This is a genomic window from Pseudomonas sp. 10-1B (assembly GCF_000935045.1).
Classification (GTDB): Bacteria; Pseudomonadota; Gammaproteobacteria; order Pseudomonadales; family Pseudomonadaceae; genus Aquipseudomonas.
In genome coordinates this window covers 48,346-66,840 of sequence record NZ_JYKS01000003.1, presented here as the reverse complement: position 1 = coordinate 66,840, position 18,495 = coordinate 48,346, and the positions used below count along the sequence as shown (strand labels likewise).

General features: G+C 62.7%; 14 protein-coding genes and 1 pseudogene. 7 read left to right on the top strand and 8 right to left on the bottom strand.

Annotated features, from left to right (window positions below):
- Positions 1 to 591: pseudogene (locus TZ03_RS01995) on the top strand (IS3 family transposase); the annotation flags it as partial.
- Positions 592 to 822: 231 nt separating this feature from the next.
- Here TZ03_RS01995 and TZ03_RS01990 read toward each other — a convergent pair.
- From TZ03_RS01990 to rfbC, 4 genes are read right to left on the bottom strand one after another with little or no spacing between them, the layout of a single operon-like run.
- The gene (locus tag TZ03_RS01990) at positions 823 to 1,278 is read right to left on the bottom strand and encodes a YiiD C-terminal domain-containing protein (protein ID WP_051095492.1); all 456 of its coding nucleotides are present in this window, start codon (positions 1,276 to 1,278) and stop codon (positions 823 to 825) included.
- The gene (locus TZ03_RS01985) at positions 1,278 to 2,684 is read right to left on the bottom strand and encodes a sigma-54-dependent transcriptional regulator (RefSeq protein WP_051095491.1); all 1,407 of its coding nucleotides are present in this window, start codon (positions 2,682 to 2,684) and stop codon (positions 1,278 to 1,280) included. The genes TZ03_RS01990 and TZ03_RS01985 overlap by 1 nt, the downstream gene beginning before the upstream one ends.
- Positions 2,681 to 4,495 carry a sensor histidine kinase gene (locus TZ03_RS01980; protein WP_051095490.1) on the bottom strand — a complete coding sequence of 605 codons (1,815 nt, stop codon included), beginning with the start codon at positions 4,493 to 4,495 and terminating at the stop codon, positions 2,681 to 2,683. The genes TZ03_RS01985 and TZ03_RS01980 overlap by 4 nt, the downstream gene beginning before the upstream one ends.
- 42 nt (positions 4,496 to 4,537) lie before the next feature.
- A complete protein-coding gene (rfbC, locus tag TZ03_RS01975; protein ID WP_051095496.1) occupies positions 4,538 to 5,083 on the bottom strand; it encodes a dTDP-4-dehydrorhamnose 3,5-epimerase in 546 nt (181 codons plus the stop codon).
- 277 nt (positions 5,084 to 5,360) lie between these two features.
- On the opposite strand from rfbC, the gene aguA reads away from it, so the two are divergent.
- Together aguA and TZ03_RS31395 are read left to right on the top strand one after the other, a co-directional pair.
- Entirely contained in the window at positions 5,361 to 6,467 is a 1,107-nt protein-coding gene (gene aguA, locus TZ03_RS01970; protein WP_051095489.1) for an agmatine deiminase, read from the top strand.
- A gap of 184 nt (positions 6,468 to 6,651) precedes the next feature.
- Entirely contained in the window at positions 6,652 to 6,849 is a 198-nt protein-coding gene (locus TZ03_RS31395) for a hypothetical protein (protein WP_082056517.1), read from the top strand.
- Positions 6,850 to 6,983: 134 nt separating this feature from the next.
- Here the strand turns inward: TZ03_RS31395 and TZ03_RS01965 are convergent, their stop codons facing one another.
- Positions 6,984 to 9,086, bottom strand: a complete 2,103-nt coding sequence (locus tag TZ03_RS01965) for a TonB-dependent receptor (RefSeq protein ID WP_051095488.1) — start codon at positions 9,084 to 9,086, stop codon at positions 6,984 to 6,986.
- Between the two features lie 482 nt (positions 9,087 to 9,568).
- On the opposite strand from TZ03_RS01965, the gene TZ03_RS01960 reads away from it, so the two are divergent.
- The gene (locus TZ03_RS01960) at positions 9,569 to 10,888 is read left to right on the top strand and encodes an OprD family porin (RefSeq protein ID WP_051095487.1); all 1,320 of its coding nucleotides are present in this window, start codon (positions 9,569 to 9,571) and stop codon (positions 10,886 to 10,888) included.
- 127 nt (positions 10,889 to 11,015) lie between these two features.
- Here the strand turns inward: TZ03_RS01960 and TZ03_RS01955 are convergent, their stop codons facing one another.
- The 3 genes from TZ03_RS01955 to TZ03_RS01945 form a co-directional block, all read right to left on the bottom strand.
- Positions 11,016 to 12,677, bottom strand: a complete 1,662-nt coding sequence (locus TZ03_RS01955) for an FMN-binding glutamate synthase family protein (protein WP_051095486.1) — start codon at positions 12,675 to 12,677, stop codon at positions 11,016 to 11,018.
- 256 nt (positions 12,678 to 12,933) lie between these two features.
- Positions 12,934 to 14,301, bottom strand: a complete 1,368-nt coding sequence (locus TZ03_RS01950; protein ID WP_051095485.1) for an ATP-binding protein — start codon at positions 14,299 to 14,301, stop codon at positions 12,934 to 12,936.
- A 1-nt stretch (position 14,302) separates the two neighbouring features.
- Positions 14,303 to 15,025: a response regulator gene (locus tag TZ03_RS01945; protein WP_051095484.1), complete on the bottom strand. Its 723-nt coding sequence runs from the start codon at positions 15,023 to 15,025 to the stop codon at positions 14,303 to 14,305.
- A gap of 140 nt (positions 15,026 to 15,165) precedes the next feature.
- Here TZ03_RS01945 and TZ03_RS01940 point away from each other — a divergent pair, with 140 nt between their 5' ends.
- The 3 genes from TZ03_RS01940 to TZ03_RS01935 all read left to right on the top strand — a co-directional run bounded on the left by TZ03_RS01940 (position 15,166) and on the right by TZ03_RS01935 (position 18,444).
- Positions 15,166 to 17,463, top strand: coding sequence for a TonB-dependent siderophore receptor (locus TZ03_RS01940; RefSeq protein ID WP_051095483.1), 2,298 nt, complete (start codon positions 15,166 to 15,168; stop codon positions 17,461 to 17,463).
- A 287-nt stretch (positions 17,464 to 17,750) separates the two neighbouring features.
- Positions 17,751 to 17,924, top strand: a complete 174-nt coding sequence (locus TZ03_RS31790; protein ID WP_177328422.1) for a type II toxin-antitoxin system HigB family toxin — start codon at positions 17,751 to 17,753, stop codon at positions 17,922 to 17,924.
- Positions 17,925 to 17,970: 46 nt separating this feature from the next.
- Positions 17,971 to 18,444, top strand: a complete 474-nt coding sequence (locus TZ03_RS01935; protein ID WP_051095482.1) for a helix-turn-helix domain-containing protein — start codon at positions 17,971 to 17,973, stop codon at positions 18,442 to 18,444.
- Positions 18,445 to 18,495: the final 51 nt, after the last annotated feature.

Below are 18,495 nucleotides of genomic sequence, written 5' to 3'. Positions count from 1 at the left end.
TACCTTGGGTCTGAAATCACTGGTGCGGCCCAAGAAATATCAGTCCTACCGAGGTGCTGTTGGCAAGATAGCGACGAATCTGCTGGAGCGAAATTTCGTCGCCCAGCGTCCTAATCAGAAATGGGTGAGTGACGTAACGGAGTTCAAGGTAGCGCAACAGAAGCTCTATCTTTCGCCAGTAATGGATTTGTACAACGGGGAAATCATCGCCTACGAGATGGCTACTCGTCCCCAGTACAGCCTGGTTGGTAACATGCTCGACAAGGCGCTCAAGACCTTGGGAGAGAAGCCCAAGCTAGTGCTCCACACCGACCAGGGATGGCAGGGCAGCAGGCTCAGTTTCGCCACACGCTCCGCAATCATGGCGTGAAACAGAGCATGTCTCGTAAAGGTAATTGTCTGGACAATGCAGCTATGGAAAGCTTCTTCGGCACGCTCAAGTCAGAGTTTTTCTACCTCAAGCGCTTCGAGAGTATTGATGAACTGAAAGCAGGCCTGGATGAGTACATTCACTACTACAACCATGACCGCATCAAGCTGAGGCTCAATGGCCTGAGCCCTGTCGAATACAGGACCCAGGCGGCAGCTTAAACTGTCCAACTTTTTGGGGGCAGTCCAGGTTCACGCAATTCCTGAATTCTGCGCGGTCCCTGTGGGAGCTGGCTTGCCGGCGATGAGGCCAGTTCAGGCAATACAAGACAGTTGCTCCCACAGGTTCGCGCAATTCCTGAATTCTGCGCGGTCCCTGTGGGAGCTGGCTTGCCGGCGATGGGCTGCGTAGCAGCCCCTTTGTCACTAACTGACTGGCATTAGGCTTTAGCCCTAGCGATGCAGAACGTACTGGCCGCTAAAGGTCACGGCCGGCTCGTCGCTATCGGCATTGCTCACCGTGGTCTCCAGCGTCAACCGCGCCCTTCCGCGGCGCTGGTACATGTTCAGGAACCGCGCCCAGGTTTTCTCGTCCGGCGCCGCGCAACGCGCCACCGCCGCCCCGGTAACCGGCAGCGGGTAACTGATTTGCCCCTCCTGAACGACGATATGCCCGTCATCGATCCCCAGTTCGCGCAGGCGCAGGTGCAGCCAGCCCCAACCTGCCAGCACCGCAGCGCAGTACAGGCTGCCGCCGAACATGGTGCTCTTGTGGTTGACGTTGGCCGCCAGCGGCAGTTGCAGGCGCAGGGTGTGCTGCTGCCAATCGATCACTTCCAGGCCCATTTCGCGGGTCAGGGGGATGTCGCTGTGCAGTACGCACTGCAGGTATTGGCTATCGGTGCTCATCAACGGTTGTCCTCTTGATCGTCATGCCCGCCGCTACCGCCGTCAAAACTCAAGCCATGCTTGCGCAACTTGTCGTGCAGGGTCTTGCGGGGGATGCCCAGCGCTTCGGCCAGACTGCGCATGGAGCTGTGTGGCTGGGCCAGTTCGGCGGCGATCAGCGAGCGTTCGAACTGCTCGACCTGTTCGCTGAGGTTGCCGCTCAGTACCGGCGCCGAAGGCGCAGCTGCAGGTGGCGACTGGCCGTCCAGGGCCAGTTCCAGCCCAAGGGCGAAACGCTCGGCAGCGTTTTGCAGCTCGCGTACGTTGCCTGGCCAGTCGTGGCGCAGCAGCATGGCGCGCTGCGCCGGCTGCAGGGTGTGCGGCGGCAGGCCGTGGCGCTGGCTGGCGGCGTCGGCGAAGTGCTGGAACAGCACCAGGATGTCATCGCCGCGTTCGCGCAGTGCTGGAATGCGCAATGGCGCCACGTTCAGGCGGTAATACAGGTCGGCGCGGAAGCGCCCCTGGTCGGCGGACTGGCGCAGGTCTTCCTTGGTCGCGGCAATGATGCGGATGTCCAGCGGGATCAGCTGGTTGCCGCCTAGGCGCTCGACTACCCGCTCCTGCAGCATGCGCAGCAGTTTTACCTGTACATCCAAGCTCATGCTCTCGATCTCGTCGAGGAACAGCGTGCCGCCATTGGCGAACTCGAACTTGCCGATACGACGCTTCTGCGCTCCGGTGAACGCCCCTGGCTCATGGCCGAACAGCTCGCTTTCGACCACCGACTCAGCCAGCGCGCCGGCATTGATCGCCACGAACGGCCCGTCGCGGCGGCTGGACAGGTCGTGCAGGGCGCGGGCCACCACCTCTTTGCCGGCGCCTGTCTCACCCAGGATAAGCACGTCGGCGCGGGTGCTGGCCAGTGCGCCGATCTGTTCGCGCAGGCGCAGCATGGCTGGCGACTGGCCCACCAGGCGGGTGGCCAGTTGCTGGCGGTCGCTCAGGGCCAGGCGCAGGCTGCGGTTGTCCAGCACCAGGCGGCGCAGGGCCAGGGCGCGGCGCACGCTGTCGAGCAGGGCGTCGCTGGCAAAGGGTTTTTCCAGGAAGTCATAGGCCCCGGCGCGCATGGCCTGCACCGCCAGCGGCACATCGCCGTGGCCGGTGATCAGCAGCACCGGCAACTCGCGGTCGCGGCCGTGCAGTTGTTCCAGCAGTTGCAGGCCATCGATGCCCGGCATGCGGATGTCGCTGACCACCACGCCGGGCCAGTCGGCCTCGATGCGTTCGGCCAGGCCTTGGGCATCGGCCAGGGCGACTACCTTGAGCCCGGCCAGGTCCAGTGTCTGGCTCAGGGCCTGGCGCAGGTGCGGGTCATCGTCGACCAGGATGACCTGGGCTTGGCTGTCGATCAGTGTCTCGGGGGTCATGCCGAGGAGTCCTCCGAATTGGGCAAAGTAGCGCCAGGCGCGGCCACACGCAGTTGCAGGGTCAGCAGTGCGCCACCTTCCGGGTGGTTGGCCAGCAGCAGTTCACCGCCCAGGGCGCGCATCAGGCTTTCGCAGATAGCCAGCCCCAGGCCCAGGCCTTGGGTGCGGGTCTTGGTGGTGAAGAACGGTTCCTTGGCGTGCTCCAGGGCCTGGCGGCTGAAACCGGGGCCATTGTCGCGGATGTACAGGTAGACGCAGTCATCGCGCTGCTCGGCACTTAGCCACAGACGGCGCGGGTTGGCCTTTTCGGTCAGGGCATCGAGGGCATTGGCCAGCAGGTTGCCGAGTACCTGGCGCAGGCGGGTTTCGCCGGCCTGTACCCACAGGGTGGCTTCCGGCAGGTCGCGGATCAGTTCCACGGCCATGGCCCGGCGGCGCTTGGCCAGCAGCGCCAGGGCATCGTCCAGGGCCGGCTGCAGCGCCACGCTCTCCGGGGCATGCCGGTCACGGCGGGCGAAGGCGCGCAAGTGGGCGATGATCGAGGCCATGCGCCCGGTCAGCTCGCCGATGAGCTTGAGGTTGCCGCGGGCGTCTTCGGTGCGCTGGTGGTCGAGCAGGATCTCGGCGTTTTCCGCGTAGCTGCGGATAGCCGCCAGCGGCTGGTTGAGTTCGTGGCTGATGCTGGCCGACATGGTGCCAAGCACCGACAGCTTGCCGGCCTGCACCAGTTCGTCCTGGGCGCGCACCGCTTCCTGCTGGGCGTTTTCGCGCTCCAGCACGGCGCGCTTGAGGCGGGTATTCAGGCCTTCGAGGTCGGCGGTACGTTCGGCCACGCGTTTTTCCAGCTCCTGGCGGCCACGGGCTTCGAAGTCGATGCGGTCGATGTAGTGGCGGCGTCGCTGCATCACCAGGCCGGCCAGCAGCATCAGCACCAGCAGGGCACCGGCGCCGATGGCCATCACCGTCTGCACCGAGCGGTCGACCAGCATGCGCGGGGCGAGGATGCTGACTTGCCAGCCGGTTTCCTCGATGTCGCGGGTCTGGGTCAGCCAGGCATCGGGGTTGAGCGCCAAGGGCTGCGGGGCCTGGGTCGGGTAGGGCTGGATAGCGATGATGGCCTGGCGCTCGGCCTCGGTCAGCGCACGGGTGGCACGGAAACGCCAGTCGGGCCGCGAGGTCAGGATTACCACGCCATTGTGGTCCGTCACCAACAACTGCTCGGGGGTGCGTCCCCAGAGGGTTTCGGTGTGGTCCAGGTCGACCTTGACCACCAGCACGCCGACGATGCGCTCCTGGTCATGCACGGGGCCGGCGAAGAAATAGCCGCGCTTGCCCGAGGTGGTGCCCAGGCCGAAGAAGCGCCCCAGGCGGCCGGCCATGGCTTCGTTGAAGTAAGGGCGGAAGGCGAAGTTGCGGCCGACGAAGCTGTCTTGCTTGTCCCAGTTGGACGCGGCCAGGGTGTTGCCGCTGATATCCATCAGGTACATCACCTCGGCACCGGTCTGCTGGACGATGTCCTTGAGCAGGCGGTTGGCGTTGGTCACCGCTTCCAGGCGCAACGGGTCGGCCAGCACGCCGCGCAGCGCCGGCAGGTCGCCGAGGATCTGCGGCAAGGTCTCGTAGCGGTGCAAGGTGCCGAGCAGGTTGGCGACGTAAAGGTCGAGGGTCTGGCGGTTCTGCGAGGCCAGCTCTTCCTGATAGTAACGTTCGGCCAGGTGATGCAGGGGCCACAGTAGCGGGACCAGGCACAGGGCCACCAGGGCCAGGCTACGCCAGCGGGGACGGCGTGGGGGCGTGGGTTTTGCAATCATCACGTAAATGCGCCAGAAAAGTCTGACGCAATTATGCGCTAGTTAGGGCAGCAGTTCCGCCTCAGCCAGTGGCAGGCCGACCTTGTCCTTTTCCGACAACACCGGTGGCTGTTTCAGCCCCCAGTCGATGGCCAACTGGGAGTCGTCCCAGCGGATGCAGCGGTCGGCGCCTGGGTTGTAGTAGTCGGTGGTCTTATAGAGAAACTCGGCCGATTCGCTCATCACCGCAAAGCCATGCGCGAAGCCGGGTGGGATCCATAGCTGACGATGGTTTTCGGCCGACAGGTGTACTGCGACCCATTGGCCGAACGTCGGCGAGCTTTTGCGCACATCCACGGCGATATCGCGGATCTCGCCCTGCACCACGCGCACCAGCTTGCCCTGGGTGTTTTCCACCTGGTAGTGCAGCCCACGCAGTACACCTTTGATGGAGCGCGAGTGGTTGTCCTGGACGAACTCGGCCTTCACGCCGGTGCGCTGCGCGAACTCACGCGCGTTGAATGCCTCGAGGAAAAAACCACGGCTGTCACCGAAAACCTTCGGCTCGATGATCAGTACTTCAGGGATCGCGGTAGGAATGATGTTCATGGCATTTTGCTGGCTCATTGCTCAAGTAATGACCCTAGCCGGTCTCGCCAGGTTTTTCTGTCCAAATCTGTAACTGAATGCACACGGGCTGGCCATTGTAGATGTCAAACCGTTTTAGCGACCCTATAAGGTAGGGTCATGCCGATTGTTATCGATTTTATGGCGCGAATAACCTGACGGAATCCCGATTTTCGGGCTTCAAATATCGATATATATCGGTTATAAATTCACAAACGCCCCAGCATACTCCGGCTCAGGGCCATCACAGAGGTCAATCATGAAAACCCTCAGCTCCACTCCCCGTACCGATGGTTTCCACATGCCCGCCGAGTGGGCCCCGCAAACCCAGGTGTGGATGGTCTGGCCGGAGCGCCCGGACAACTGGCGCCTGGGCGGCAAGCCGGCGCAGGCTGCCCATGTGACCCTGGCCAAGGCCATTGCCCGTTTCGAGCCGGTGACCGTCGCCGTCTCCGCAGGCCAGTACGAAAACGCTCGGCGCCAACTCGACCAGCCGAACATTCGTGTGGTCGAAATCAGCAATGACGACGCCTGGGTGCGCGACACCGGCCCGACCTTCGTCATCAACGACCAAGGCGAAGTGCGCGGCGTGGATTGGGGCTTCAATGCCTGGGGCGGTTTCGAGGGCGGCCTGTACGCGCCATGGAACCGCGACGAGGAACTGGCGGCCAAGGTCCTGGAAATGGAGCGCTGCCAACGCTACCACACCGAAGGCTTCGTGCTCGAAGGCGGTTCGATCCATGTGGACGGCGAAGGCACCGTGATCACCACCGAAGAATGCCTGCTCAATCGTAACCGCAACCCGCACCTGAACCGCGAGCAGATCGAAACGGTACTGCGCGACCACCTGGCGGTCGACACCGTGGTCTGGCTGCCGGATGGCCTGTACAACGACGAAACCGATGGCCACGTCGACAACTTCTGCTGTTACGTGCGCCCGGGTGAAGTGTTACTGGCCTGGACCGATGATTCCAACGACCCCAACTATGCGCGCTGCCAGGCGGCCATGGAGGTGTTGAAAAACACCCGCGATGCCAAGGGCCGTGAGTTCATCGTGCACAAGATGCCGATCCCGGGCCCGCTGTTCGCCACTGCCGAAGAGTGTGACGGTGTCGATCAGGTGGCTGGCAGCCAGGAGCGTGACCCGTCGGTGCGCCTGGCTGGCTCGTACGTGAACTTCCTGATCGTCAATGGCGGCATCATTGCACCAAGCTTCGACGACCCGGCAGATGCCGAGGCCAGAGCGATCCTGGCGAAGATCTTCCCCGACCATGAGGTGGTGATGATCCCGGGCCGCGAGTTGTTGCTGGGCGGTGGCAACATCCACTGCCTGACCCAGCAGCAGCCGGCGCCGGTCAAGCGTTGAGATTGCCGTGAATGAAAAGGCCCGTCAGATGACGGGCCTTTTTTTTCGGGCGATGTCCGGCGACTGATGATGGCATATGTTTTGTATTGTTTTTCAGGTAGATAGCGCGGCCTGGCTGCGCTCTCCGATCTGTAACAATACTTACGTAAATTAGCCGCTCACGGGCCAGGGAGTACGTGTAGAAATGAACGCAGCAAGTGAGTCGGCATTGCGCCCATCGGCAGTGAATCGCCAATCGCTCAGGGTTCTGGCGAAGTGGTTGAAACACCATGGAAGCAACAGGGTCAGGACGACCGACCCACGACGTCTGCTTGCCGGGCGATACCCCCAAGGGCTGATCAGCGAAGCAGAGATGCAGGCGCTGATGGCTGTGTGGCACTGATCGAATCGGTTCTACCTGTAGCGGCCCCTTCGCGGGCACGCCCGCTCCCACAGAGACCATGCAAACTGTCAGGAATGTGCATTTCCCTGTGGGAGCGGGCGTGCCCGCGAAGAGGCCGGCTCAGGCAATGAAGATCAGAAGCTGTAAGTGCCTGTCACCACCAGGCTGCGCGGGTCACCCGGTTGAATCTGCGCCGCGCTGGTCGCCGAACTGTAGTAGGTCTTGTCGGCAATGTTGCTCAACGCTGCCCGCACATCCCAGTCATGCGTACGGTACCCCGCCAGCGCATCCCAGCGGCCATACCCCGGCAACACCGTGGTGTTCTGGGTGTCCGCATAACGCTCACCCACCAGGGTCAGGCCGGTTTCGGCGTACCAGCCCAGCTCCGGTTTCCAGGTCACGAACAGGCTGCCGTTGCGCTTGGCCACGTCACTGATGCGGTTGCCTTCCTGGCCGTTGTTGTCCTTGACGATGGTCGCATCCTGCAGGCCGATACCACCGCGCACGTACCAGTTGCCGACGATGTTGCCAGTGGCGGTCAGCTCGATGCCACGCGAACGTTGCAGGCCAGTGAGCAAGGTGATGGTCGGGTCGTTCGGGTCGCGGGTGCGGCGGTTGTACAGCTCCAGCTCGTAGATGGCGAGGGTGGTGGTCAGGCGCTGGTCGAGCCAGTCGCTCTTCACCCCGATTTCTTTCTGCCGAGTCTCTTCCGGCTTGGTTTCGTTGGCGTTGCCGGCCGCGCCCGGGGTGATGCCGATCAGGCCGCCGCCAACCGGCGAGAAGGTCTTGCTCCACGAGGCGTAGAACGAATGATCACGCCACGGTGTGTAGACCACGCCCAGACGCGGGCTGGTGCCGTTGCTGTCCTGCTTTTCAGACAGGTTGCGCAATTTGTTGGTGGTATCCACTTCGAACTGGTCGAAGCGTACGCCGGCCAGGATCTGCCACTGATCATTCAGGCGGATCTGGTCCTGCAGGTAGAGGCCGCGGCTGTCGACCACGGTGTGGTTGTTGCTCGACACGATCATACGGCCATTGTGCTGCTGGCTGCGGTCGGGATTGTCAAGGTCGAGGCCCGGCACCGGCTGGCCACCAGCAGAAATCGGCGCGGCGGTGTACAGCTTCGGGTCACGCCGCTGGTTGCCGAACTCCACACCCACCAGCAGCTTGTGCTCCAGGCCCAAGGTGTTGAAGTCACCCTCGGCTTCCAGGTTGTTGAACAGGTTGCGGGTGTTCAGGTCCTGCTGCCAGCGCTGGCGTGTCACGGTGTTGGTGCTGGCGTTGTAGCCTGTGAGGTAGGTGTTGTCGAACTCGCTGTCGAGCTTGAACAGGCCCAGGGTATGGCGCAGTTGCCAGGTTTCGTTGAGCTGGTAGTTCAGGCGCGAACGCAGTGACTGGGCGCGGTCGTCGATATAGTCGCGCTGAGTGTCGCCGTAGGTGGTGCTGCGGCTGACGTCTGCCGGGCGGCCGTTGACCCCGGGGATACCACGGTCGGGGGTGCGGTTGTAGCGGCTGTATTCGTATTGCACCAGCCAGTTCAGGTCGGGGTTGATCTGCCAGCTGATCGACGGCGCGAACAGTTGGCGGCTGCCGTCGATACCGTCGCGGAAGCTGTTGTTGTCCTGGTTACCCATGTTCAGGCGCAGGCTCACGGTGTCGCTGGGGTCGGCACTGAGGTCGGCATACAGGCTGCGCAGGTCTTCGCTGCCGGCTTGTGCTTCGACGGTCGAACGGCGGCCGGCTTCCGGCGCCTTGCTGACTCGGTTGACGATACCGCCCTGGCTGCCACGGCCATACAGCACCGCCGCCGGCCCCTTGAGCACCTCGACCCGTTCGATGTTATGCAGGTCGCGAACGTACTGGCTGTCATCGCGAATACCGTCCAGATAGAAGTCGTTGCTGGCATCGAAGCCGCGGATGCGCACGCTGTCGAAGCGGGTGTCGGCGCCGCTGCTGACGTTGGGAATGCCTTCCAGCGCCTTGCCCAGGGTGTTGCTGCCGTAATCCAGCACGTTGGCAGTCTTCACCGTGTCGATGGCCTGGGGCACATAACGTACCGGCGTCGAGGTGCGGGTTGCGGTGCTCACCTCCTTGACCCGTGGGTTGTCCTTCTCGCGCTCGCTGTCGGCGGTAACCGACAGTTCTGGCAGGGTGGTGGTGGCGGCGCTGGCCAGGCCGGCGCTGAACAGCAGCGACAGGCCAAGCGTAAGGGGTGAAAGGCGGCAGGGTACAAGCATGGGCACATCCGGACCGGGCAAGTGAAAAAAGAGGTGCGAATGGTAATGCTTGCTATTTGCTATTGCTCGGGTATTTGTAAAGGCTTGTCTTTACATATGTGTCTATTTGTAACGTCATCATGCGCAGCGGGTTTCGCGGTAATCCTCCCCAGGAAAATTGTCCGTTCGATCAAAAGGGCATTTCCCGCGCAAGATAAATTGCCCTCTGATAGCGCCAACAGGCATGGAAATGCACCAGAGCCGTCGGTGATTTTGGTTATATCAACCTGCATTTCACGACTTTTTGACATTTGTAATCGCACACGGCTAGGATTCGGCCAACGCCTGCTGGCCATGACCTGGCCATGCGGCTGTCAAAGGTCGCCGGGTGCTTACCGGCAGGCCTTCCAGTCTGGATCCGCATAGCGTCGAACCTACGAAGGGGCGTTGGTTCCTGGCGTCATATTGCAGAGCGTTTTTGATTAAGAAATAAGGAAAACAACATGTTGAAAACCAGGATCAGCCTGGTCGCCCTGGCGATGATCGCCGCGACCCAGGCACAGGCCAATGACCAGGCCGACAGCAAGGGCTTCATCGAGGACAGCCACGCCAACGTCCTTCTGCGCAACGCCTATATCAACCGTGACAAGAAGCACGGTACTGACGACCAGATCGAATGGGGCCAGGGCGTCATCGCCAACTTCTCCTCCGGCTTCACCCAGGGTACCGTCGGCGTCGGCGTCGACGCATTCGGCCTGTACGCCGTGCGCCTTGACGGCGGCAAGGGCCACAACGGTGGTGCCGGTGTCGACTTCTTCAAACCGCACGACACCAAAAATGCCGAAGGCAACGCCAGTTCGCCACACAACCTGGCTCGTGGTGGCGCTGCAGTGAAATTCCGCATCTCCAACACCGTGCTCAAGTACGGTGACCAGATGCCGGCACTGCCTGTGCTGCAGTACGACGACGCGCGCCTGCTGCCAGAAAGCTTCACCGGTACCCTGATCACCTCCAAAGAGATCCAGGGCCTGGAGCTGAACGCCGGCCGCTTCACCCAGGAAGCGCGCAAGAGCGCCGAGCGTCGTGACGGTGGTGGCCTGAAGTCGATCAACGTGCTCGGCGGTAGCTACAAGTTCACCGACAACTTCACCGGTTCGCTGTACACCGCGGACAACGAAGACGTGATGCGCAAGCACTACCTGGGTCTGAACTACGTCTTCCCGATCGCCAGCGATCAGTCCCTGACTCTGGACTTCAACGGCTACAAGTCGGACATCAACAACAAGTACGTCAAGGCTGCAGGCCTGAACGGCGACTCCAACACCATCTGGAGCCTGGCTGCTACCTACGCGTACGGTGCGCACTCGTTCACCATCGCTCACCAGCGCAGCACTGGCAGCACCGGTTACAACTACGGCTGGTACCAGAACCAAGGTGGCGTGGGTGATGGTGGTTCGACCATCTACCTGGCCAACTCGTACTGGTCTGACTTCAACGCCGAAGACGAGCGTTCCTGGCAGCTGGGTTATGGCCTGGACTTCGGTGCCTACGGCATTCCGGGCCTGACCTACAAGCTGGCCTACGTGGTGGGTGACAACATCAACACCCGCAACAACGCCAACCCGCAGGGCTTCGGCGAAGGCAAAGAGCGCGAGATCTTCAACCAGGTCCGTTACGTGGTGCAGGACGGCCCAGCCAAGGACCTGTCGATCAAGCTGCGTAGCTCGTTCGTGCGTACCAACAACGCCGTGCAGCAGAACGGTTACAACGACGACGGCAACGAAGTCCGCGTATTCGTCGAGTACCCGATCAGCATCTTCTGATCCTGATCTGAAGGCCTAGGGGGGCTGCTTTGCAGCCCATCGCGACGCAAGGCCGCTCCCACAGGATGTATGCAGGTCTCAGGCCTTTTGCTGTACCTGTGGGAGCTGGCTTGCCGGCGATGAGGCCCTATGCAAGTTCCACTTCTTTTCGGGGTATTGCCGCCTTTACAGGTGCAACCTCAGTCTCCGGCGCAAAACTGTCACTACGCGCCATCCGCCACATCCGCGCATAAAACTCGCTTTCAATCGAGCCACCGAGCAATTCGCCCGGCTTGAGGAACGTGTGCAAATCCGAAAACAAGCCAATCTCGCTAGGACTGATACGCCGCGCCAGGTGCTTGGGCTTGAGCTCCGAAGGGTGCTCCAGGCCCGCTGCCGCCAGCATCTCGGCCAGTGCGTGCAGCGTGTTGCGGTGGAAGCTGGCCACCCGTTCGGCCTTGTCCGGCACCACCAGGGCGCGCTGGCGCAGCGGGTCCTGGGTGGCCACGCCGGTCGGGCACTTGTTGGTGTGGCAGCTCTGCGACTGAATGCAGCCAATGGCGAACATGAAGCCGCGTGCCGAGTTGACCCAGTCGGCACCGATGGCCAGTACGCTGGCAATGTCGAAGGCGCTGACGATCTTGCCTGCTGCGCCAATACGAATGCTGGAACGCAGGTTCAGGCCGACCAAGGTGTTGTGCACGAACATCAGGCCTTCGCGCATGGGTACACCCATGTTGTCGCTGAACTCGCGTGGCGCTGCGCCGGTACCGCCCTCCTTGCCATCGACGACGATGAAGTCCGGGGTGATGCCGGTGGCCAGCATGGCCTTGGCGATGCCCATGAACTCCCACGGGTGGCCCAGGCAGAACTTGAAACCCACCGGTTTGCCGCCCGACAGCTCACGCAGGCTGGCAACGAATTGCAGCAACTCGACCGGGGTGCGAAAGGCACTGTGCGCTGCCGGGGAGATGCAGTCTTCGCCCACGCGCACACCACGGGTCTCGGCGATTTCCGGGCTGACCTTGTGCCCCGGCAGGATGCCGCCGTGGCCGGGCTTGGCGCCCTGGCTGAGCTTGATCTCGATCATCTTCACTTGCGGCGAGCGGGCCTGCTCGGCGAAGCGCTGCGGGTCGAACCGGCCGTCCTCGGTACGGCAGCCGAAATAGCCACTGCCAATCTCCCAGATCAGGTCGCCGCCATGTTCGCGGTGGTAAGGGCTGATGCTGCCTTCGCCGGTGTCATGGGCAAAACGGCCCATGCGTGCACCACGGTTGAGCGCGGCGATGGCGTTGGCGCTGAGGGCGCCGAAGCTCATGGCCGAAATATTGAAGATCGAGGCCGAGTAGGGCAGGCGACATTGCGGCCCGCCAATGGCGATGCGGAACGAGGCTGGGTCTGGCGTGGCCACCGGCAGCATGGAGTGGCTGATGAATTCGAAGCCGGGCTTGTAGGCATCGTTGAGGGTGCCGAAGGCTTTTTCGGCACTTTCGTTCTTGGCGCGGGCGTAGACCAACGAGCGTTGCGAGCGGGAGAACGGCAGCTTGTCGTCGTCGCCCTCGATCAGGTACTGGCGGATTTCCGGGCGGATGGTTTCGATCAGGTAACGGATATTGCCCAGGATCGGATAGTTGCGGCGTACAGCGTGATGGCTTTGGCGCAAGTCGTTGAGGCCGACCAGGCTGAGCAGTGCGGTGAGCAGGGTCAATGGCCAGAGCCAGGCATGTTGGGTCAGCAATGGCAGGCTGGCGAAGGTGAACAGCAGGCAGAGGGCGAGGCAGGCGTAGCGGCTGGGTAGAGAGTGTTTCATGGGTCCATCGCAGGCAGGATGACCGGGCATAGGATAGGCAAAGGCGGGGAGTGGAAAACCTGGGTAATCGGTAAAAGACTGTTACCTGATTGTGGGTTGCGCTGCTTTCCCTGGCCGGCACATCTACCTTTGTGGGAGCGGCCTTGTGTCGCGAAAGGGCTGCGCAGCAGCCCCAGAATTCGGAGCCATGGCGAAGATCGCCGGGGCTGCTGCGCAGCCCTTTCGCGACACAAGGCCGCTCCCACGAAAGACCGCGTTAGTGAGGTAGCAAGATGCTCACCCGCAATCCGCCGCCCTCGCGGTTCGACAGCAGCAGCTCACCCCCATGGCTGGCGGCAATCCGCTGGGCAATGCTCAGCCCCAATCCATACCCCCCGGACGCCTGGTTACGCGACCCTTCGCCGCGCACGAACGGGTCGGTGACGGTTGCCAGCAGGCCTGGCGCAATCCCTGGCCCGCGGTCGTCGATATGGATGAACACCGCCATGCCAGCCCGTTCCAGCGTCACCGAAACCTGCTTGGCATAACGCAGTGCATTGACCAGCAGGTTCTGCAGGCAGCGTTGCAACAGCAAGGCATCGACCCGCAGGCTGCCTGCCTGGCCATGCACCGGCAGTGGTTCTTCGGCGGTGGCCAGGTCCACGCATTGGCGTGCCACCAGCCGGTCCAGGTCCACCTGCTGCAGATTCTGCTGCTCCCCCGCGCGCAGGTAATCGAGCACCTGGCCGATCATGTCGTCCATCTGCGTGATGTTCTGCCGCAGGCGCTGCCGGTGCTCGTCATCCGGCAGGCGCTCCAGGCGCAAGCGCATGCGCGTCAGCGGGGTGCGCAGGTCGTGGGACACGGCGGCCAGGAAGTAGGCCTTGTCGTTGACCATCGCGATCAGGCGCTGCTGCATGGCGTTGAAAGCCTGTGCTGCCTGGCGCACTTCCTCTGGGCCATCCAGCGCCAACGGTGGCTGCTCCAGGTTGCCGCCCAGGCCACGCGCGGCATCGGCCAAGCGCCGCAACGGGCGTAGGCAAAGGCGCACGGCAATCAGGCACACCAGCAGCACGGCGACGATGCGCAGGGCATATACCCGCAGCAGGTAATCACTGATCAGCACCCAGGCCGACTCGCCGCTCCAGCCTTGCAGTTCCTGGCCATCGATGGTCAGCCAGTGGCCGTCGGCCAACGGCACCGCGAACTGGATGTGTGCCTGCGCCGTACGCAGGCCGAACAAGCTGCGCCAGACGATCGGCTGGCCCAGCTCGTCGGTCAGTTGCACTTTTATCAGGCGCACATCCTGGGCATGCCCCAACTCGTACTCGAGGGCCTGGTGCAGCAACAGCTCGATGCGCCTGCGCCCCCGGCGTTCGTCATGCTCGGGCGCGGGCAGGGTTTCGGCGCAGCGCAGCTGGTAGTGGGCTGGCGCCTGCAGCGGGGCGGCGTGGCAGTCGGCCTTGGCAATCAGCGCTGCGCTGCGTGCAGCGATCAGCCGGACGGGCGCCTCGAGCACCTGGGCGAAACGCACATCGAACCAGATGCTGCTCGACAGCAACTGGATCACCAGCGTGCCGCTGACCATGATCAGCAGCAGTTGGCCAAACAAGGTGCGCGGCCACAGCCGGCGAAGCCAGCGCATCTCAGGCATTGGCCTGGTGGTTGGCGATGCTCAGCAGGTAGCCTTCGTTGCGGATGGTGAGGATTTGCGCGGCACCCGTCGGGGCGCGGCGCAGGTGCTGGCGCAGGCGGCTGATGCACATGTCCACCGAACGGTCGTCGGGCAGGTGGTCGCGGCCGAACGCACTGCGGGTCAGCTGATCGCGGGACACCACCCGGTTATTGGCTTCCAGCAATTCGCGCAGCACACGGTAGTCGGAGCGGGGCAGGGTCAGGGTCTCGCCATCCGGGCGGGTGAGCAGGCGCTTCACGTGCTCCAGGCGAAAACCAGCGAACGACTGGGCATCCACTACTGCAGGTTCCTCGGCGGGTGTTTCCAGGCGTTGCGGGCGGCGCAGCACGGCTTTGATCCGGGCGATCAGTTCGCGTGGCTCGAAGGGCTTGGCCAGGTAGTCGTCGGCGCCCACTTCCAGGCCAATGATGCGGTCCAGCGTGCTGCCCTTGGCCGACAGCATGATCACCCCCAGGCCCTGCGTGGCTTGCAGCTGGCGGCACAGGCTGAGGCCATCTTCGCCAGGCAGCATCAGGTCGAGCACCACCAGCTCCACTTTGTGCCGGGCCAACTGTTCGCGCATCTGCTCGCCGTCGGCAGCTGCCAGCACGGTATAGCCGGCATCTGTCAGGTAATCACAGAGAAGTTCGCGGATCTCGTCGTCGTCATCGACAACCAGCAGGGTTGTGCTCATGCGCAGAAACACCAGTCAGGTGAGGGCCAAAGGCGCTCGTTACGATCAATTACATCCCCGTACATGTCGGGTCTGGAGCCCGGAGGGCCGATCCTTAGAATCCTAACAAAAAATCATCTGCAAATGCGAAGCCTTCCCAAATGAATCCAAAGAGCACCCCGAATACCTTCACCCCCATCAGCCAAGGCGGTAGCCGCCTAAAACCCCTCGCCTTTTTCGTAGCCATGGCCATCAGTGGTGGTGCGATGGCTGTAGACAGCAAACCTCTGGAGCTGGACGCCACGCAGATCGAAGACAGCGCGCTGCTGCCCGCCGACGAGGCCGGCCAGCTGGGTTACACGGTCGAAAGCACCCGCAGCTCCACCGGCCTGGCCCTGACGCCACGGCAGACGCCGCAATCAGTCACCAGCATCACCCGTCAGCAGATGGATGACCGTGACATCCACACTATCGAACAAGCGCTGGAAACCACCCCGGGCGTGACGGCGAGCAAGGCCGAAGTGGGCGGGCGCACCGATTACCGTGCCCGTGGTTACTCGATCAGCAACTGGAAGATCGATGGCTTGCAGACCCAGGGCGCTTCCGACTTCAGCGGCAGCGGCAACGCGCTGAACATGGACCTGTACGAACGCATCGACATCGTGCGCGGGGCCAACGGCCTGCTGGGTGGCACCGGCGACCCCTCGGCCACCGTCAACCTGATCCGCAAGGCACCAACCAAGACCTTCGGCGGCAGTGCCTATGCCACCTATGGCAGCTGGGACAAACGCCGCCTGGGCGCCGACCTCAACCTGCCGCTGTCCGAAGACGGCCGCCTGCGCTCGCGCTTGGTGATGACCCAGCAGGACGCCAACTCGTTCCGCGACAACCAGTCCGAGCGCTCCCGCGCTGCGCTGGCCAGTTTCGCCTTCGACCTGGACGACGCCACCACTCTCGGTGCCGGCTACCAGTACGAGTACAACAAAGTGGTCGGTGGCGGCTGGGGCGCGAACATCCCGATCTGGTACCGCGACGGCAGCAAGACCGACCTGCCGCGCAGCACCAACGTGGTGCCCAGCTGGAGTTTTGGCGAGTACACCACCCGCACCGCGTTCGGCTCGCTGGAGCACCGCTTCGACAACGACTGGAGCCTGGACCTGAAAGCTTCCCAGGCCGCCACCGAAGCCCTCAACCACCGCGGCCTGGCCAAGGTCAACTCGGCAGGCCGCGGCAGCTATGGCGGCTACTGGGACCAGGATGGCGGCGGCGCCGTGCTGAACGGCCTGCACAGCTCCAGCGACACCACCCAGCAGGCAGCGCAGATCGACCTGTCTGGCCCATTCCAGTTGTTCGGCCGCACCCACCAGGCCATGCTCGGCTACAACGACAGCCGCACGGTCGGCTGGTCGCCCGAGTACACCTGCACCATGGTTGGCGACGGCATGACCAGCGCACCTGCACTGGGCTGCCAGTTCCGCGCCAACAACGGCTTCCCGCTGACCGACTGGCGCAATGGCGTGGATGACGATTACGACCTCATCGCCTCGCGCACTGGCCGCCACAGCAAGACCACCACCCGCCTGCAGGGCATGTACGCTGCCACCCGCCTGAGCATCACCGACCCGCTGTCGGTGATCGTCGGCGTGCGCACCAGCAACTACTCGACCACCACCCGCAGCGTGGCTGGAACGCGTACCAGCCAGGAAGAGAACGGCATCGTCACCCCCTACCTGGGCGCGGTGTACGACCTCAACGACAACTACTCGCTGTACGCCAGCTACACCGACATCTTCACCCCGCAAACGGCCGAGACCAGCAGCGGCAGCAAGGTTGAGCCGATTCGTGGGCAAAGCTACGAGACGGGTATCAAGGGTGAATGGTTCGACGGTCGCCTGAACGCTTCGGCGGCGTACTTCCGCACCAAGCAAGAAAACAAGGCAGTGCTGGACGGCGACCTGACCACCCCGACCGGTGGTGACGCCTACAAGGCCGGTTCCGGCCAGGAAACCGACGGTATCGACCTGGAAATCGCCGGCGCCCTGACCCCCAACTGGAACGTGTACGCCGGTTACACCTACTTGCACTTCCGCCGTATCGACAGCGACGGCCGTAGCGACCCATCGCACCTGTTCAAGGCCTCGACCACCTACCGCCTGAGTGGCCCGCTCGACCGCCTGACCCTGGGTGTCGGCGTGACCGCGCAGAGCAACATCCGCGCCATTTCCAGCCCGGCGGGCCAGCCCACCAATGGCGTGAGCAATGGTGCCACTGATGTGAACTGGTCCGGTTATGCGATCTGGAATGCCATGGCCAAGTACCAGCTGACCGACGACACCAGCGTCAGCCTCAACGCCAACAACCTGTTCGACAAGCACTATTACACCCGCTACGGGTTCTATGCCGGGGCGATCTATGGCGACCCGCGTAACCTGTCGTTGACGGTTAGCACGGCGTTCTGACCAAGCTGACGCGTGTGGGAGATCGAGCGCCGCCCGCGCGGCGCTCGATCTCACAAGCGCTGCATATTTTGTGGCAAACACCTGTCAGCCCTGATACGGCTCCCTGTGGGAGCAACCGTCTTGCTCAAAATAATTCCCTGTGGGAGCCTGGCTTGCCGGCGATGGGCCGCAAGGCGGCCCCAAGCGATCTTTCAGGCTGCGGCCATTTGCGGCTCAAACCCTGAGCCCTGGCACTAGCGTTGCCCCAGACGTACACCGCGTAGCACAGCGCAACAAACCTACAATCGCTGGGGCTGCTTTGCAGCCCATCGCCGGCAAGCCCGGCTCCCACAAGAACCGCGCTTGGCAAAAATGAATGTCGCCTGATCGCATGGCTCAACACGCGAACGGGCACCCTCTATATCAAGGCCATTCTGTCGCACGCGGAGTACGACAAATGGTGCAAGAGCGATGTCAGGTAGTAGCCTGGCACTTGCGCGATCTTCTACCGATTCGACAGGTGGCAACATGAAGCGGGATAAAATCGAAGCCAATGGACTAGATGCCTTCATCGCTAATATTTCACCCATGCTGGACGGCCTGAATGCCCAGATGGCAACCATGGCCCAGCTTCTGGCCGCGTGCCATGATCCCATCAAGGACGATGCAGAACTGCAGGCACGGATGGCTTTGATCGATGAGCTCTACTCGCATGCCGACAGCGAAGGCCACGCAGCGGCGCGCTTTGCAGAAATGGTGGCGGACCGTGTTTACGAATACGAAAGTGTGGCGGTATTGGTGCCCTTCGCGAGCCAGGCCGAAGCGCTGGCCTTTCTGCTGTCGGACAGGGATGTGAAGCAGAAGGACCTGGCTGCGATAGCGACGCAGAGCGCGGTTTCAGAGATTCTGAATAACAAGCGGAAGATGACAGTTGCCCAGATAAAGGGCTTTGCTGAGTTTTTCAAGGTACCGGTCGAGTTCTTCATGCATGGGGTGTTGTGACCGCGACCAGGCATGAAAAGCCCGCATAGGCATGGCGCTTCTATTGGGTAA

Bases quoted from the DNA above. Each gene is read 5' to 3' on its own strand.
- TZ03_RS01990 (WP_051095492.1), bottom strand. From the start codon at position 1,278: ATGAGCACCGATAGCCAATACCTGCAGTGCGTACTGCACAGCGACATC.
- TZ03_RS01945 (WP_051095484.1), bottom strand. From the start codon at position 15,025: ATGAGCACAACCCTGCTGGTTGTCGATGACGACGACGAGATCCGCGAA.
- TZ03_RS01965 (WP_051095488.1), bottom strand. From the start codon at position 9,086: ATGCTTGTACCCTGCCGCCTTTCACCCCTTACGCTTGGCCTGTCGCTG.
- TZ03_RS01955 (WP_051095486.1), bottom strand. From the start codon at position 12,677: ATGAAACACTCTCTACCCAGCCGCTACGCCTGCCTCGCCCTCTGCCTG.
- TZ03_RS01985 (WP_051095491.1), bottom strand. From the start codon at position 2,684: ATGACCCCCGAGACACTGATCGACAGCCAAGCCCAGGTCATCCTGGTC.
- TZ03_RS01950 (WP_051095485.1), bottom strand. From the start codon at position 14,301: ATGCGCTGGCTTCGCCGGCTGTGGCCGCGCACCTTGTTTGGCCAACTG.
- TZ03_RS01980 (WP_051095490.1), bottom strand. From the start codon at position 4,495: ATGATTGCAAAACCCACGCCCCCACGCCGTCCCCGCTGGCGTAGCCTG.
- TZ03_RS01935 (WP_051095482.1), top strand. From the start codon at position 17,971: ATGAAGCGGGATAAAATCGAAGCCAATGGACTAGATGCCTTCATCGCT.
- rfbC (WP_051095496.1), bottom strand. From the start codon at position 5,083: ATGAACATCATTCCTACCGCGATCCCTGAAGTACTGATCATCGAGCCG.
- TZ03_RS31395 (WP_082056517.1), top strand. From the start codon at position 6,652: ATGAACGCAGCAAGTGAGTCGGCATTGCGCCCATCGGCAGTGAATCGC.
- TZ03_RS01940 (WP_051095483.1), top strand. From the start codon at position 15,166: ATGAATCCAAAGAGCACCCCGAATACCTTCACCCCCATCAGCCAAGGC.
- TZ03_RS01960 (WP_051095487.1), top strand. From the start codon at position 9,569: ATGTTGAAAACCAGGATCAGCCTGGTCGCCCTGGCGATGATCGCCGCG.
- aguA (WP_051095489.1), top strand. From the start codon at position 5,361: ATGAAAACCCTCAGCTCCACTCCCCGTACCGATGGTTTCCACATGCCC.